The 15,445-nt window shown below is 62.8% G+C and carries 13 protein-coding genes; 9 read left to right on the top strand and 4 right to left on the bottom strand.

Features of this window, described 5'->3' with window-relative positions; genetic code table 11:
* Positions 1-122 precede the first annotated feature (122 nt).
* Genes DEM26_RS00730 through DEM26_RS00720 form a run of 3 tightly spaced genes read left to right on the top strand, consistent with a single transcriptional unit; the run spans position 123 to position 2,984 of the window.
* Positions 123-773: an SDR family NAD(P)-dependent oxidoreductase gene (locus DEM26_RS00730; RefSeq protein ID WP_109171495.1), complete on the top strand. Its 651-nt coding sequence runs from the start codon at positions 123-125 to the stop codon at positions 771-773.
* Positions 767-1,465 (top strand): SDR family oxidoreductase, encoded by a 699-nt coding sequence (locus tag DEM26_RS00725; RefSeq protein ID WP_088734974.1) that lies wholly within the window; start codon positions 767-769, stop codon positions 1,463-1,465. The genes DEM26_RS00730 and DEM26_RS00725 overlap by 7 nt, the downstream gene beginning before the upstream one ends.
* Positions 1,458-2,984 carry a cryptochrome/photolyase family protein gene (locus DEM26_RS00720; protein ID WP_109171494.1) on the top strand — a complete coding sequence of 509 codons (1,527 nt, stop codon included), beginning with the start codon at positions 1,458-1,460 and terminating at the stop codon, positions 2,982-2,984. Before DEM26_RS00725 ends, DEM26_RS00720 begins: the two co-directional genes overlap by 8 nt.
* A gap of 27 nt (positions 2,985-3,011) precedes the next feature.
* Here DEM26_RS00720 and DEM26_RS00715 read toward each other — a convergent pair whose 3' ends face one another.
* Positions 3,012-4,502 carry an MORN repeat-containing protein gene (locus DEM26_RS00715; RefSeq protein ID WP_109171493.1) on the bottom strand — a complete coding sequence of 497 codons (1,491 nt, stop codon included), beginning with the start codon at positions 4,500-4,502 and terminating at the stop codon, positions 3,012-3,014.
* Positions 4,503-4,728: 226 nt separating this feature from the next.
* On the opposite strand from DEM26_RS00715, the gene DEM26_RS00710 reads away from it, so the two are divergent.
* Positions 4,729-6,387: an NAD+ synthase gene (locus DEM26_RS00710; protein WP_109171492.1), complete on the top strand. Its 1,659-nt coding sequence runs from the start codon at positions 4,729-4,731 to the stop codon at positions 6,385-6,387.
* Between the two features lie 21 nt (positions 6,388-6,408).
* On the opposite strand, the gene DEM26_RS00705 is transcribed toward DEM26_RS00710, so the two are convergent.
* From DEM26_RS00705 to DEM26_RS00695, 3 genes are all read right to left on the bottom strand, one after another.
* Complete coding sequence (locus DEM26_RS00705; RefSeq protein ID WP_088727264.1) at positions 6,409-7,080, bottom strand: TadE/TadG family type IV pilus assembly protein; 672 nt, start codon at positions 7,078-7,080, stop codon at positions 6,409-6,411.
* Positions 7,081-7,083: 3 nt separating this feature from the next.
* Positions 7,084-7,620: a hypothetical protein gene (locus DEM26_RS00700; RefSeq protein WP_088719693.1), complete on the bottom strand. Its 537-nt coding sequence runs from the start codon at positions 7,618-7,620 to the stop codon at positions 7,084-7,086.
* Between the two features lie 70 nt (positions 7,621-7,690).
* Positions 7,691-9,511, bottom strand: coding sequence for a TadE/TadG family type IV pilus assembly protein (locus DEM26_RS00695; protein WP_158275067.1), 1,821 nt, complete (start codon positions 9,509-9,511; stop codon positions 7,691-7,693).
* Between the two features lie 376 nt (positions 9,512-9,887).
* Here DEM26_RS00695 and dnaG point away from each other — a divergent pair, with 376 nt between their 5' ends.
* The 5 genes from dnaG to DEM26_RS00670 all read left to right on the top strand — a co-directional run bounded on the left by dnaG (position 9,888) and on the right by DEM26_RS00670 (position 15,310).
* Positions 9,888-11,879, top strand: coding sequence for a DNA primase (gene dnaG / locus DEM26_RS00690; protein WP_109171490.1), 1,992 nt, complete (start codon positions 9,888-9,890; stop codon positions 11,877-11,879).
* Positions 11,880-12,062: 183 nt separating this feature from the next.
* A complete protein-coding gene (gene rpoD / locus DEM26_RS00685; RefSeq protein WP_088719696.1) occupies positions 12,063-14,063 on the top strand; it encodes an RNA polymerase sigma factor RpoD in 2,001 nt (666 codons plus the stop codon).
* A gap of 65 nt (positions 14,064-14,128) precedes the next feature.
* On the top strand, positions 14,129-14,497 hold the full coding sequence (locus DEM26_RS00680; protein ID WP_075774211.1) for a hypothetical protein: 369 nt from the start codon (positions 14,129-14,131) through the stop codon (positions 14,495-14,497).
* 79 nt (positions 14,498-14,576) lie between these two features.
* On the top strand, positions 14,577-14,894 hold the full coding sequence (locus DEM26_RS00675) for a hypothetical protein (RefSeq protein WP_075774212.1): 318 nt from the start codon (positions 14,577-14,579) through the stop codon (positions 14,892-14,894).
* On the top strand, positions 14,894-15,310 hold the full coding sequence (locus tag DEM26_RS00670; protein WP_075774213.1) for a secondary thiamine-phosphate synthase enzyme YjbQ: 417 nt from the start codon (positions 14,894-14,896) through the stop codon (positions 15,308-15,310). The genes DEM26_RS00675 and DEM26_RS00670 overlap by 1 nt, the downstream gene beginning before the upstream one ends.
* Positions 15,311-15,445: the final 135 nt, after the last annotated feature.

Raw genomic sequence — 15,445 nt, 5'->3', positions numbered from 1 at the left:
TTGAATATGCTTAACCCGTGTCATGAGGGGCACTATAGGCGCCAAGTGATAAATGAAAAGCAAAAAAGGAACCGCTGGAGGCGGGGCCGCGTAGCCTTTGGGCGCATATAACGGAGGCGACAGTGGCAGGTCAGGCAATCGTGATCGGAGATACGGGCGGGATCGGCGCGGCGATCCGGGCGGAGCTGGAGGCGCGCGGCTTCGCGGTGACGGGGCTGTCGCGGTCGCGCGACGCGTTCGATGTCACGGATGAACGCGCAGTCGAGGCGGGGCTGCGCGGGATCGACGGGCCAGTCGATCTGATCTTCGTGGCCTCGGGCGCGCTCGGTACGCCGGAAAAGGCCTTGTCGCATCTGACCCCCGAGGAATTGCAGAGCCAGTTCGCCGTGAACGCGATGGGTCCGGCGCTGGTCTTGAAACATGCAGCCCGCCTTCTGCCCCGGGACAAGCCCGCACGGTTCGCGGCGCTCTCGGCGCGGGTCGGCTCGATCGGCGATAACGGTTTGGGCGGTTGGTATAGCTATCGGACCTCGAAAGCGGCCCTGAACCAGCTGCTGCATGGCGCGGCGATCGAGCTGGGGCGCTCTCACAAGCAGCTCGTGATCGCGGCGCTGCATCCGGGCACGGTAGACACCCCCTTTACCGCAGATTACCCGCGCGACAAGCTCGCCCCCGAAGACGCCGCGCGCCGGTTGCTGGATGTGTTGGGCGCGCTGACGCCCGCGCAATCGGGCGGCTTTTACGACTACGCAGGCAAGGAGATTCCATGGTAACCCGAAACGCCATCGTCACCGGCGCCGCGCGCGGCATCGGTCGCGCCATCACCGAGGCGCTGCTGGATCGCGGCTGGCAGGTCGCGGCGCTCGATCTGGATATCGGCCCGCTGGAGGCGCGCGAAGGCTTGCAGGCGATCCGTTGCGATCTGGGGAGCGAAGACGATGTTCGGTCTGCGGTCGCCGAGGCCGGGTTCGAGACGCTCGATCTGCTGGTGAACAATGGTGGGCCGGCCGATCCCGAATGCGGACCTTTGGAGGAGCTGACGCTGGAGGCGTGGCACAAGTGGATCGACCCGCATCTGACCGGGACGTTCCTGATGGCGCGCGAGGCTTTGCCCGCCTTGCGCAAGGGTCGGGGGGCAGTGGTCAACATGGCCTCGACGCGCGCGCTGCAATCCGAGCCCGATACCTTCGCCTATGCGGCGGCGAAGGGCGGCGTTACATCACTGACCCATGCGATGGCGGTGAGCCTTGGGCCGGAGGTGCGGGTCAACGCGATCGCGCCCGGCTGGATCAATTCGAGCGGCGAGGCCTTGGGCGAAGCGGATCACGCGCAGCATCCCGTGGGCCGTGTGGGTGAGCCAAGTGACATTGCCGAGGCCGTGCTCTACCTCGCTGACGCGGGCTTCGTGACGGGGCAGGTGCTGGTCGTCGATGGCGGCATGACCCGGAAGATGATCTATGACTAAGCTGATCGCGGTGCTGGGCGATCAGCTGAGCCATGACGGCGCGGCTTTGCGCTGCGGCGACAAGAGCGCGGACGTGGTCGTGATGGCCGAGGTGCGCGAGGAAGCGACCTATACCGGCCATCACAAGCAGAAGCTGGCGCTGACCTTCGCCGCGATGCGCCGCTTCGCCGACGAGTTGGAGCGCGACGGCTGGCAGGTCCGCTACACCAAGCTGACCGATGACGACAACGCGGGCTCGTTGGTTGGCGAATTCGCGCGCCGCGCCGAAGAAGAGGGGGCCGACGAGGTCATCACACTCGCCCCCGGCGAATGGCGGCTTCGTCAGGCCTTCGAGAGCGCGCCGATCAAGATCCGGCAACTGCCCGACGATCGCTTTATCTGCTCTGAAAAGCGCTTCGCGGAGTGGGCCGAGGGGCGCAAGGAGCTCCGGATGGAGTGGTTCTACCGCGAGATGCGTCGCGAAACAGGGCTCTTGATGGAAGGTGACGACCCGGCGGGCGGCGAATGGAATTTTGACAAGGAGAACCGCAAGCCCGCCCAGCCCGACCTGTTCCGCGAGCCCGCGCCGACCTTCCGCAAGGATGCGCTCGTGCAGGAGGTGCTCGAGATGGTCGAGGCGGAATTTCCCGATAATTTCGGATCGCTCGACGAATTCAACTGGCCGGTCAGCCGCGCGCAGGCCGAACGCGCGCTGGAGCATTTCATCGCCCATAATCTGCACGATTTCGGGGCCTATCAGGATGCGATGTTGGCCGGGAACCGGCTGCTGCATCACTCGATCCTGTCGTCGAGCATCAATCTCGGTCTGCTTTCGCCGCTGGAGGTCTGCAAGGCCGCGGAAGAGGCCTACAAGGCGGGGGACGCGCCGATCAATTCGGTGGAAGGGTTCATCCGGCAGATTCTCGGTTGGCGGGAATACATGCGCGGCATTTATTTCCTCGAAGGGCCGGATTACACCTCACGTAACGCGCTCAACCACAAGCGCGATCTGCCGTGGTTCTATTGGTCGGGCGAGACGGAGATGGTCTGCATGAAGGCCGCGATCGGGCAGACCCGCGATCTGGCTTATGCGCATCATATCCAGCGGCTGATGGTCACGGGCAATTTCGCGCTGCTGGCAGGCATCGACCCGCGCCAAGTGCAGGACTGGTATCTCGCCGTCTATATCGACGCCTATGAATGGGTGGAGGCGCCGAACACGGCGGGGATGAGCCAGTTCGCCGATGGCGGAGTGGTGGCCTCGAAACCTTACATTTCCTCGGGCGCCTATATCGACAAGATGTCCGATTACTGCGGCGGCTGCGCCTATGACGTGAAGGCGAAGGACGGGGAAAAAGCTTGCCCGTTCAACAGCCTTTACTGGCATTTCCTCGACCGGCATCGCGACCGGTTCGAGGGCAATCCGCGCATGGGGCTGGTCTATCGCAACTGGGACAAGCAGAAGACAGAGACCCGTGAGGCCAAGCTGAAGACGGCGGAGGCGCTGCTGGAGAAGCTCGACAGGGGCGAGGCCTTGTAGGGCGCTCGGCCCGGTCTCGCGTCCGGATCAGTTTGCAGACGGAGCGGATTGCGCGTCCGGTTCGTTCGCCGGGGCTGGTGACGTCTCGGTACTGGCATCGGGCGTCGGCTGCGTCGCAGGCGCGCTGGTATCCTGGAGCTTGTCATTCGACCACTCGCCGCTCGCGACGTTCCCGGAGGCGTAGGTCATCGTGCCTTGCCCCTCGCGCTTGCCATTCGCGAAGCTGCCCTCGTAGGTGTCGCCATTGGCATACGTTGCGCGGCCTTGCCCGTCGATCGCACCGTTGCGCCACTGGCCCTCATAAGTGAACCCGTCGGGCATGGTCAGCTTGCCGGTCCCGTCGCGCTGGCCGTTCTTGAAACCGCCCTCGTAGGTCGTGCCGTCGGCATAGCGCGCGACGCCCTGACCCTCGCGCTGCCCGTTCACCCAATCGCCCTCGTAGCTGTAGCCGTCCGGGTAGGTCATCTTGCCCTTCCCGTCATTGCGCGCGTTCTTGAACTCGCCCTCGTAGACGAGCCCGTTCGCGTAGCGCGCCGTGCCGGTGCCCTGTATGACGCCATGCGCCCAGCCGCCCTCGTAGCTGGAGCCGTCGGGATAGGTGATCTTGCCCTGACCGTCGGGCAGGTCGTTCTTGAAGCTGCCCTCGTAGACCGAGCCGTCGGGGTATTTCACCTTGCCCTGACCTTCGATTCGGCCTTCCTTCCACTGGCCCGTGTATACGTAGCCGTCCTTGCCGTGGAAGGTGCCGGTGCCGTGGCGCTTGTCGAGGAGGAACTCGCCTTCGTAAGTGTCGCCATTGGCATAGGTGACCTTGCCGGTCCCGTGACGCTTGCCGTTGACCATCTGGCCTTCATAGACGTCGCCATTGGGTTGGGTGAGCGTGCCGCGGCCGTTCATCTGGCCGGCCTTCCACTCGCCGACATAGGTCAGCCCGTCCGCCATTGTGAGCGTGCCGGTGCCGTCGCGCTGGCCATGCGCCATCTGGCCCTCGTAGGTAGAGCCGTCGGGATAGGTGATCTTGCCCATGCCTTGCTTGACGCCGCCTAGCCAGTCGCCCTCGTAGCGATAGCCGTTCGCGCTCTCGAGCGTGCCCTTGCCGTCATGCATCGCGTTGCGGAACTGGCCCTTATAGACCGAGCCGTTGGCATAATGCGCGGTGCCGGTGCCGGTGATCTGACCGTTGAGCCAGTCGCCCTCGTAGGTGCCGCCATCGGCGAAAGTGATCTTGCCCTTGCCGTTGGGTTTGCCGTGGTCGAACTGGCCCTCGTAGACCGAGCCGTTGGGGAAGCGCGCGCGGCCCTCGCCCTTGATCTCGCCCATCACCCATTGGCCTTCGTATTCGTAGCCCGAGGGAAGCTTGTAGCTGCCGTAGCCGTCCTGCTTGCCATCGGTGAAGGTGCCCTTGTAGAGGCCGCCGTCGTCGTATTGCTTGGTGATGACCTCTTGCGCCGACGCGATCTGCGCGGCGCATCCGATCAGAACTGCCAATGTCGCGATGCGAAGCTGCGCGCCTGCCATGGTGCCCCCTGATGGTGCTGCCTGTGCCCCGGTCTCGCGAGCGCGTGGATTCGCGCTCTGCCGGGCTTGGGGAAAGGTTAATTGCGCGGGGGTAGCCTGACAAGCGGGCAGGGCGGTCGTGTCGGGGCCGCATAAGGGAAGGGGGGGCGAATGCAGGGCAGCCATCCCCTTTTCACCCCATCGTTTTCTGCTAAATGAGGGGGCGATAACAGCCTCGAGGACGCTTATGGCCGATCGTTTCCGCCTCACCATGGCCCAGCTCAACCCCACCGTGGGCGCGCTGGAGGCCAATGCCGAGAAGGCCTTCGCCGCATGGCAGGAGGGCAAGCGCGCAGGCGCCGACATGGTCGTGCTACCCGAGATGTTCCTGACCGGCTACCAGACGCAGGACCTGATCGCGAAGCCCGCCTTCGTGCGCGACGCGGTCGCCGCGATGGAGGCGCTGGGCGCGCGGATTTCCGATGGCCCAGCGCTGGGCATCGGCGGGCCCTACTGGACGGAGCAGGGGCAGTATAACGCCTATTGGGTCTGGAAAGACGGCGCGCTGGTCGCGCGGATGCTCAAACACGATCTGCCGCATCACGGGATTTTCGACGAGTATCGCATCTACGATACCGGCCAGATCTCCGGGCCCTACGCGATCAACGGCGTGCGCATCGGGACGCCGATCTGCGAGGATGCGTGGCATCCGGATGTGGCCGAGACGCTGGCCGAGACCGGGGCCGAGATCCTGATCGTGCCGAACGGTTCGCCCTATCACCGCAACAAACTCGACGTACGGATGACCCACATGGTCGCGCGCGTGGTCGAGACCGGGCTGCCGCTCGCCTATCTCAACTCGGTCGGTGGGCAGGACGATCAGATCTTCGACGGGGCGAGCTTCGTGCTGAACCGTCACGGGCAATTGGCCGCGCAATTCGCGCCTTTCGACGAGATCATCGACCATGTCGATTTCGAGCGTGACGGTGAGGGCTGGGCCTGCGTCGCGGGCCGGGACGATCCGCAACCCTCGGAATGGGAGCAGGACTACCGCGCCATGGTCGAAAGCCTTGGCGATTACCTGCGCAAGTCGGGCTTCTCCAAGGTCGTTCTCGGCCTGTCGGGCGGGATCGACTCCGCGCTGGTCGCGACAATCGCAGCGGACGCGCTGGGGCCGGAGGCCGTGCATTGCGTGATGCTGCCCTCGGAATACACCTCGCAGGGATCGCTCGATCACGCGGCCGATCTGGCGACGCGGCAGGGGATGCGCCTCGACACGGTGCGGATCGACGGGGCGCGCGATGCGGTCTCGGATGCGCTTGCCCATCTGATGGAGGGCACTCAGCCCGACGTGACCGAGGAAAACATCCAGTCGCGCCTGCGCGGGGTCATGCTGATGGCACTGTCGAACAAGTTCGGCGAGATGCTTCTGACCACCGGCAACAAGTCCGAGATGGCCGTGGGCTATGCGACGATCTACGGCGACATGGCGGGCGGCTACAATCCGATCAAGGATCTCTACAAGACCCGCGTCTTCGAGACCTGCCGCTGGCGCAACGCCAATCACCGCGAATGGATGAAGGGCCCCGAGGGCGAGGTGATCCCGCGCGCGATCATCGACAAGCAGCCCTCCGCGGAACTGCGCCCCGACCAGAAGGACGAGGACAGCCTGCCGCCCTATCCGGTACTGGATGGTATTCTCGAAGGACTGGTGGAGGGCGACGCATCGGTCGCCGATCTCGTTGCCGAAGGCTACGATCGCGACACCGTCAAGAAGGTCGAGCATCTGCTCTATATCTCGGAATGGAAGCGTCACCAGTCCGCGCCTGGCACGCGTCTCTCGAGCAAGGCCTTCTGGCTGGATCGCCGCTACCCGATCGTCAATCGCTGGCGCGACCACCACTGAGGGCCACGGTCGTGCAGCGCCTCAGTGATCGTCGAGCCACGTCAGGCGGGCGACGCGCGGCCGGGTTACGATGAAATTGTCGAACGAGATCGCGTCGTGGAAGCCCACGAAATGCTTGCTCGGGTCTTTGCCGATCGATGCGAGATAGGCCTTGTAGGCCTCGGACAGCTTGAACGGCAGGTCGTAGGCGTAGGAGGTCTCCACGATCAACGCCTGATCGCCCGCGGCGAGGATCGGAATGCGATCCGCTTCCAGGTCGAGCGCCTCCTGCGTGTAGCTTTGCGCCAACCCGGTCGCGTAGGAATCCTCGAGCTGTACCTTCTTCGCGTCGCTGCCTTCGGCAGGATCGTTGCAGGTGTGGCCCAGATCCAGCGGATCGTCCCAGCATCTCACCAACGTCACGCGAATCCAGCTGCGCGACGGGTCATTATTGCCGGTCGTGAAGTCGAACACTTTCTTGATGCCCGCGACATATTTTGGGCCGATCGGATCGCGCTCGCGCGAGATCAGGTCCGAGACCGTCACATTGGCCCGGGTCGCGGCGCCGCGGATCTTGAATACGTCATAGATTTCGATCGACAGGATCAGCCAGCCCGACAGCATGATGAAGGCCAGAAGCCCCTCGATCGGGATGGAGCCGGTTTCGTCCTTGCGGAAACGGTGGAGCAGATTGCGCAACTTTGGCATCAGCATCGCTCAGGTTCCTCCACTGCCAGCGGTTGAAGCGACCGCCGGTTCGATCACGATCGCGGTCGTTGCAACCAGAGCGTAATCGCCATCCGCGCCGACCGGCGATGCCTTCAGGAAAGCCTGGGCGATGAAGTCTTCCAGCATCATCGGTTTCTCGCGCAAACAGACCCGCACGAGGATCAGCTGATCGGGAATGGCGGCCTCCAGCGTGCCGGCAGGTGGCGGCTTGGTCACGTCCGAGAAATCCTCGCAGCGCACCGGATGGTTGGCGATGGAGGACGTCCAGTCGGTCTTGTCCACCTGAAACATCTCGACGGAAACCCGATTCATGCAGGTGCTGCCGAAGAAGCCTGCCTGTTTGCAGATTTCATGGCGTAGCGTCTTTTCGTCGATGCTGGAATAGTTGCCGATACGGACGATGCGGCTCGTGGCTTCGGTCGCGCGGGTCAGCAGGGTCTGCTTGATGAAGATCACGCCCAGCTCGATCCCGGCGAACATGAAGAAGATCAGGAACACGATCCAGAACAGGGCGGGGATCGTCACCGCCCCGTCCTCCGCCCTCAGGAAAGCTCGCTTATGTCTCTGCCTCAATGCCATGCTCTGCACCCTCCGGTCAGTTGGTCAGGCGCAGGGTCGAGATCTGCGTCGCGATCGAGGAAAACGCATCCGCGAGATTGGCGGAGTCAACGTCGTATTGGTAGCTCGGGCCGGAGCTGCAGTCGGCCAGTGCGGTCTTGCCGCTCTGGGGGGCATCGACGGCGACGGTAAAGACGATGATTTCCTTGTCTTTCGCGGCCTTGCAGACGTCGTGCAGGTTCTTGTCCTTCTCCGAGAACATCGAAGAGATAGCCATCTCATCGTAAATCGACGCCACGGATTCCTCCGGATCGAGGCGCTGGCGCGGCGGCAGGAGGAAGGTCTGAATTACGTATTGGAGCGACCATCCCTTGCTCCAGATCGTACGCCAGTCGATCGCGTTCAGGTCGCGGTGAACGAACTGTTTTTCCTGGTACCAGCCATACGAGCAGGATTCGCGCCCCCAGTAGTCGGTGGTGCAATAGCGTCCATAGACCCACTTCGTGGTCGTATCGCCGATCTCCTCGGGCGCATACCAATTGCGGTCGGCGAAAGAATAATAAGGCTTTTCGCCCAGATCCTGACGTTCCTGAGAGAACCAGTACATTTTCGACATGGTCGTGTAGTCATCGTTGAACGACGTCGAACTCACCGTCGAATAAAGGCCGGAATTGCCGGTCCGATACTGCATCCGTGTCGAGAAGGAGCGCGTGTTCTGACCATCGGTCATCAGAATCATCACCTTCATCGAGCGTTCGTCGACGCTCAGCCCGGTGGCGGGATAGGGCAGGGGGCGGTCGGCCACGTCAGACGAAATCGTTCCAGCCTCGACCAGCGCCGTGGCGGCCGGTTTCGCCGACGGGTCGAGCAGCGCAAAGCCCCAGCGGGCCCCGATGTCGATCGCGGTGTCGCCGCCTGCGCGCAGCGAAGAGATCTTGTTGAGAATATCGCTCTGGTTGTCCTCGAATGCCATGATGTCGCCGTAGCTGTGCTCGTAGCAGTTCTCGCCTGAATCGCTGATGCGCTTCTGGACATACATGTTCTGGCCGACGAAATCGTAGCTCCAGCCATACATGGTGCGCTGCAACCCGGAGGTCGGCAGGCTCACGCTGTTGAAGCCCTGAAGTTGCACGTCGGCGCAGGTGTTGTAGCTGTGATCGGTCGAAAGATTATAGGCCGAGGCCAGATCGGGGCCGAGAGAGACCTGCTGGTTGTAGGGCACGATCGAGATGGAAAGGCGTCCGGCGGGCGCCCCGGGCGGTTGCACGTTGTCAAACATCTTCTTCGTGAAATTCGTCGCGGCATCGCGCAGCGATGCGATTTTCGTCACGCCGTAATAGGAGCCGGAATCGGTCTGGCCCATCGAACCGGACACGTCGAGCACCATCGAAATCTCGACATTGCCGATCGATTCCTCGGCTTGCGCGTGGGTGTTCGAGCGGAAGGATTTGACGCCGAAGCCGATCAGGTCGCCGAAGATCGTCGGCATGTCATCCTGCGCGGTCATCGACACGCGGCGATATTCCTTCTGCGCGCCCTCTTCGACTTCGGGTTGGATGTTGAGATAGTCGAGGCCGCTCGCGGAAAGGTAATCCTTTGCCACGAGCGCAGGGTCGAGCGTCTGATCCAGATTGGCTGCCGCGAGAGCGGCCCGGTCGAGCGAACTTTGGATGAGCGTACGGCGTTCGTCCTGGCGCACGAAGTCGATCGCGATGCCGCCAATGACCATCAGCACGATCAGGACCTGCAGACTGAAGATGAAGACCGCTCCATCTTCATCCTGCGCGAACCGCCCCATTCGGGCGCGCGTGTTCTCGATACGGCGTGCCAAGCCGTTCTGTCCGTATTTGTCCCTCATCCAGACCTCCTTCTCCATGTCAGTTGGCCTCGCCGCCAGCGGAGAAAACTCGCAAAAAAAACACCGAACTAAGCTCCGTAATTCCTACGGCGAAATTAAGGCAAAACCTTGTCTAACTTCATGGAATTGTTGTGCTTTAACTGTGAAATGCGACTTCCGGGGCGCCACCGTTTCCCAAAAGTGGGTCAATCGCGCGGCCCTGAGAGGGCAAGCCCTGTCTTTGGAACCGAGTCGTTTAAACTGGGTTAACTTGTCTGAAATTATGCGGTCTGCGGCTTTCGCTGACGCAAAGTTCATGGCCGCGAGTGGCGCGAAAGCTGTGGGTAGCTCTGCGCCTCCTCTCGACTCTGCCGGGCTTGGGGCCAATATAGAGGCCATGAGTTTGCCGCCCGGATTTCTCGACGAATTGCGCAGCCGTTCCTCGATCGCTCAGGTCGTGGGGCGCAAGGTCATTTGGGATATGCGCAAGTCGAACCAGGCGAAGGGCGACATGTGGGCGCCATGCCCGTTCCACCAGGAAAAATCGGCCTCGTTCCATGTCGATGATCGCAAGGGCTATTACTACTGCTTCGGCTGCCACGCGAAGGGCGACGCGCTGAGCTTCGTGCGCGAGACCGAGAATGTCAGCTTCATGGAGGCGGTGGAAATTCTCGCCCGCGAGGCCGGGATGCAGATGCCCGCCCGCGATCCGATGGCGCAGGAGAAGGCCGATCTGCGTACTGAGCTGGCCAACGTGATGGAAGAGGCGGTGAAGTATTTCCGCCTTCACCTGAACACGCAGGCCGGAAACGCCGCGCGCGACTATCTGGCCGGTCGCAGCCTGAACAAACCCGCCATCGACCGTTTCGAGATCGGCTTCGCCCCGCCCGGTTGGCAGGGGCTGCGCGATGCGCTCAAGGCGAAGGGAATTTCCGACGACCTGATCAAGGGCGCCGGCCTCGCGAAGGAGAGCCAGAAGGGGCGCGAGCCCTTCGACGTCTTCCGCAACCGTATCATCTTTCCGATCCGCGATCCGCGCGGTCGCTGCATCGCCTTCGGCGGGCGCGCGATGGATCCGAACGATCCGGCGAAATATCTCAATTCGCCCGAGACCGCGCTCTTCGACAAGGGGCGCTCGCTCTATAACCACGGTCCCGCGCGCGAAGCCTGCGGCAAGGGAGCGCCGCTCGTGGTCTGCGAAGGCTACATGGATGTGATCGCCATGGTCGAGGGCGGCTTCGGCGGGGCGGTCGCACCGCTGGGCACCGCGATCACCGAAGATCAGTTGCGCCTGATGTGGCGCATCCATGACGAGCCGATCATCGCGCTCGATGGCGATACGGCGGGCCTGCGCGCGGCGCTGCGGGTGATCGATCTCGCGCTGCCGTTGCTGGAGGCGGGGAAGGGCGTGCGCTTCGCGATCATGCCGCCGGGGCTCGACCCCGACGACGTGATCCGCAAGCAGGGCCGCGAGGCGATGGAGACGATCCTGTCCGAGGCAAAGCCGATGGTCTCGCTGCTGTGGCAACGCGAGACCGAGGGCAAGGTCTTCGACAGTCCCGAACGCCGCGCTGCCTTGGACAAGAGCCTGCGCGCCGCGATTTCGCGCATTCAGGATCCCTCGATCCGGGGCCATTATGGCGACGAAATAAAGCGCCTGCGTTGGGAGCTGTTTGGCACCGGTCCCCAAGGCGGTCCACAGGGGCATTCTCCGGGCGGGGCGCAGCCTTCGCGTGGCGGTTTTATCCCAGGCGGTTTCGGCTCTGGCGGCAAGCGCGGCAAAGGCCGTTTCGGTGCGCCGCCGCCTGCCTTGCCCGAGACGCGCGCCTCATTGCTCGCGACAGCGCCGAACGACGTGGCAGAGCATCTGCGCGAAGCGATGATCCTCGGCATCTGCGTCACGCATCCGGCCCTGATCTCGGAATTCGAAGCGGAACTCGAAGCCGTTCCACTGCGCGATGAGACACATGACCGGCTACGACACCGGATGCTTATGCATGTGGCCACACCCGCCCCGGAAATCGCGAAAAACCTGTACGCGGAAATGGCGGCTGACCTTGAAAAGCTGTTGAACCTGCCCCATTTGCGCTCTGCCCCCCCGGTTCGCAACGCCGAGAACCTCGATCTGGCACGCATGTGCCTGACCGAGGAATTGGCCAAGCTGGACGCCGCTCGCGCCGTGCGCGAAGAGGTCGCCGACGCTATGGAGGATCTGGCGGGGCTTGCCGACGAAGGCGTGACTTGGCGTCTGGCGCAAGCAGCATCGCTGCGCCATCGCGCCGAGAGATCGAAACTGGAGGACTCCTCCGATATGGGCGAAGATCAGGCGGCGCTGTCCGCGACGCTTCAGGCCATGATCGACGGGGAAATCTGGCGTAAGAAACAATGAGCCGGATGGCAGCGGGCCTTCGGATTATGGGAAAGCGAATTGTTGCGGACACATTCAGTATCAACTTTATGTCCACAGCCCCTCGCGCCCCTGTGATTCGCCGCTGCGATTCGATACACAGACGAGATATGATTCGCTTTCGTCATAGCTTGAGCACAACCAAGCCCTGACCGAGGAGCCCACATGGCCGCCAAAGACATCGACGACAATAAATCCGACACCCCGAGCGACGACGCGACGTCCTTCGACATGAGTCAGGCCGCCGTGAAGCGGATGATCGCCGAGGCGAAGGAACGTGGGTTCATCACCTATGACCAACTCAACAAGGTGATGCCGCAAGATCAGGTCTCCGGTGACCAGATCGAGGATGTGATGTCGATGCTCTCGGAGATGGGCATCAACGTCATCGAGGCGGAAGAAGCCGACGAGGAAGAGGGCAGCAGCCAGGGCGGCCAGGTCGCGACGACCGGGTCCGGTTCGCGCGAAGTCGCGGTGTCGACCACCACCTCGGAAACGCTCGATCGCACCGATGACCCGGTACGGATGTACCTGCGCGAGATGGGCTCGGTCGAGCTTCTCTCCCGCGAGGGCGAAATCGCCATCGCCAAGCGCATCGAGGCTGGCCGCAACACGATGATCGCGGGGCTTTGCGAAAGCCCGCTGACCTTCCAGGCAATCACGATCTGGCGCGATGAACTTCTCAATGAAGAAATTCTCCTGCGCGACGTGATCGACCTCGAGACCACTTTCGGCAATTCGCTCGAAGGGGTCGAAGGCGAAGAGGAAGAGATCGAAGGGCCCGCCGTCGAGGGCGAGCCGAAATCGGACGACGACAGCGGCAAGTCGGAGCCCGAGCTCGACGCCGACGGCAACCCGATCCAGTCCGACGATGACGACGAGGATGAAGGCGCGAACCTGTCGCTCGCCGCGATGGAAGCCGCGCTGAAGCCGCGCGTTCTCGAGACGCTCGAACTGATCGCTGGTGATTACGCGCTGCTTGCCGAGATGCAGGACCTGCGGATGTCGGCGACGCTGAACGAGGATGGCTCCTTCTCGGTCACCGAGGAAGCCGCGTATCAGAAACTGCGCTCCGAGATCGTCGAACTGGTGAACTCGCTTCACCTGCACAACAACCGGATCGAAGCGCTGATCGACCAGCTCTACGGTATCAACCGCAAGATCATGTCGATCGACAGCGGAATGGTGAAGCTCGCCGATCAGGCTCGCATCAACCGTCGCGAATTCATCGAAGAGTATCGCGGCTACGAGCTCGACCCGAGCTGGTCCGAGCGGATGCAGGCAAAGTCGGGCCGCGCATGGCAGGCCCTGTTCGAGCGCTCCGCCGACAAGGTCGAAGAGCTGCGCGCCGAGATGGCTCAGGTCGGTCAGTATGTCGGTGTCGATATCTCCGAATTCCGCCGTATCGTGCAGCAGGTCCAGAAGGGCGAGAAAGAAGCCCGTCAGGCCAAGAAAGAGATGGTCGAGGCGAACCTTCGTCTCGTGATTTCGATCGCGAAGAAATACACCAACCGCGGCCTGCAATTCCTCGACCTGATCCAGGAAGGTAACATCGGCCTGATGAAGGCGGTGGACAAGTTCGAATACCGCCGCGGCTACAAGTTCTCGACCTATGCGACGTGGTGGATCCGTCAGGCGATCACCCGCTCGATCGCGGATCAGGCGCGCACCATCCGTATCCCGGTCCACATGATCGAGACGATCAACAAACTGGTCCGCACCGGTCGCCAGATGCTCCATGAGATCGGCCGCGAGCCGACGCCGGAGGAACTGGCCGACAAGCTGCAGATGCCGCTCGAGAAGGTCCGCAAGGTGATGAAGATCGCCAAGGAGCCGATCTCCCTCGAGACGCCGATCGGCGACGAGGAAGACAGCCAGCTTGGCGATTTCATCGAGGACAAGAACGCCGTTCTGCCGCTCGACAGTGCCATTCAGGAGAACCTGAAGGAAACGACGACGCGGGTTCTGGCCTCGCTCACCCCGCGCGAGGAGCGGGTTCTGCGGATGCGCTTCGGCATCGGCATGAACACCGACCACACGCTCGAAGAGGTGGGCCAGCAGTTCTCGGTCACTCGCGAACGTATCCGACAGATCGAGGCAAAGGCACTGCGCAAGCTCAAGCATCCGAGCCGCTCGCGCAAGCTGCGCTCGTTCCTCGACCAGTAAGCCTAACTATTTTGAAACGCCCCCGATTTTAGGGGGCGTTTTCATGTCATCCGGGGGAGGGGCGTATGAAAACCTTCATGACGTTTATCGTGACCGCGCTGCTGGCTGCCGGTTCCGCTCATGCGGCCGAGCGCGCGCAGTTCTACATTCCGGACAAGCCCGCGAAGCTGGTCTATCTCTTTACCTGCGAGGCGGATAGCCGAGACGAAATCGACGCGAATTGGGAAAAGGCCAAGGCGATCTTCGCCAGCGACCATCAGGCCGAGGCCGCGCGCCTCGAGACCGAGACCAAGGCGCAGCGCGAGTCCGGTCACGCCCCGAGCCAAGCGGCGATCGACGCTCATAACGTCGAATACAACACGCACAAGGCGGCAGTCGAAGCCGACCTCGCGCCGCTGGGCTGCACCATGAACGGTTTGATGCACATGCCTTGAGCTGACAGGGTCGCGTGATCGCCACTTTCGCGTCACGCAAGCAGTTGCTAGGCTTGATGAAACTTCGACGGAGCCACCCATGAGCCGCCTTCTTCTGCTTACCCCTCTCGTTCTCGCCGCCTGTCAGGTCGGCACGATGCAACCGGGCGCGCCGCGCATGGATCAAGCGGGCACCTGTTTCCTCTACGTGCAGGAAGAGGGTGGCGGCACCTATTCGGTGGTGTCCGGGGTGGGGGATGGAACGCCGCAGCCCAAGGCCATGGTCAAGCGCGGCCTCAGTGCATCCGAGGCAGACGCCGTCTGGGCAAAGGAGCGCAAGATCATGAACATCAATCCCGAATGCCTCGCGATCGTCGCGACCGATCGGTCCGAGGCGCGTCCGGCGCCGAAAAGCTGATGCATCATCGGTTCGAGATCGCGACGACGGGCCCGGGTCTTTACGAGTTCACGCGCGACGTCGCGGCTTGGGTCGCGCGGGCCGATGCGGAGGAGGCGTTGCTCACGCTGTTCATCCGCCACACCTCGGCGAGCCTCGCGATCCAGGAGAATGCCGATCCGGAGGTCCGCACCGATCTGACCGAATTCTTTCATCGGTTGGTGCCGCCCTCGACCGACCCGAGCATGTCCTACCTCACCCATACCTATGAGGGCCCGGACGATATGCCGGCGCATATCAAGTCGGCGCTTCTACCCGTAAGCTTGCAGATTCCCGTCATTTCCGGGCGTATGACGCTCGGAACGTGGCAGGGAATTTACCTTTTCGAACATCGAAGCCGTGCGCACCGTCGCGAGGTCATGGCGCTCCTGCGCTGAGTCTCATTCGCCACAGCCTGCCGCCACATCTGGGGGCGGCAGATTTTTCCTACCCAAACGATCGACGCTAGGCTAAGGTCTTGTGGATAAGGGGGGCATGCAGACCCTATCGTGAGGCGGGACAACGAACGGGGG

Source organism: Thioclava sp. NG1 (genome assembly GCF_003122275.1).
Classification (GTDB): domain Bacteria; phylum Pseudomonadota; class Alphaproteobacteria; order Rhodobacterales; family Rhodobacteraceae; genus Thioclava; species Thioclava nitratireducens.
This window is presented reverse-complemented; position numbering and strand designations above follow the sequence as displayed.

Bases quoted from the DNA above. Each gene is read 5' to 3' on its own strand.
- dnaG (WP_109171490.1), top strand. From the start codon at position 9,888: ATGAGTTTGCCGCCCGGATTTCTCGACGAATTGCGCAGCCGTTCCTCG.
- DEM26_RS00680 (WP_075774211.1), top strand. From the start codon at position 14,129: ATGAAAACCTTCATGACGTTTATCGTGACCGCGCTGCTGGCTGCCGGT.
- DEM26_RS00705 (WP_088727264.1), bottom strand. From the start codon at position 7,080: ATGCTGATGCCAAAGTTGCGCAATCTGCTCCACCGTTTCCGCAAGGAC.
- DEM26_RS00710 (WP_109171492.1), top strand. From the start codon at position 4,729: ATGGCCGATCGTTTCCGCCTCACCATGGCCCAGCTCAACCCCACCGTG.
- rpoD (WP_088719696.1), top strand. From the start codon at position 12,063: ATGGCCGCCAAAGACATCGACGACAATAAATCCGACACCCCGAGCGAC.
- DEM26_RS00675 (WP_075774212.1), top strand. From the start codon at position 14,577: ATGAGCCGCCTTCTTCTGCTTACCCCTCTCGTTCTCGCCGCCTGTCAG.
- DEM26_RS00715 (WP_109171493.1), bottom strand. From the start codon at position 4,502: ATGGCAGGCGCGCAGCTTCGCATCGCGACATTGGCAGTTCTGATCGGA.
- DEM26_RS00695 (WP_158275067.1), bottom strand. From the start codon at position 9,511: ATGAGGGACAAATACGGACAGAACGGCTTGGCACGCCGTATCGAGAAC.
- DEM26_RS00670 (WP_075774213.1), top strand. From the start codon at position 14,894: ATGCATCATCGGTTCGAGATCGCGACGACGGGCCCGGGTCTTTACGAG.
- DEM26_RS00720 (WP_109171494.1), top strand. From the start codon at position 1,458: ATGACTAAGCTGATCGCGGTGCTGGGCGATCAGCTGAGCCATGACGGC.
- DEM26_RS00725 (WP_088734974.1), top strand. From the start codon at position 767: ATGGTAACCCGAAACGCCATCGTCACCGGCGCCGCGCGCGGCATCGGT.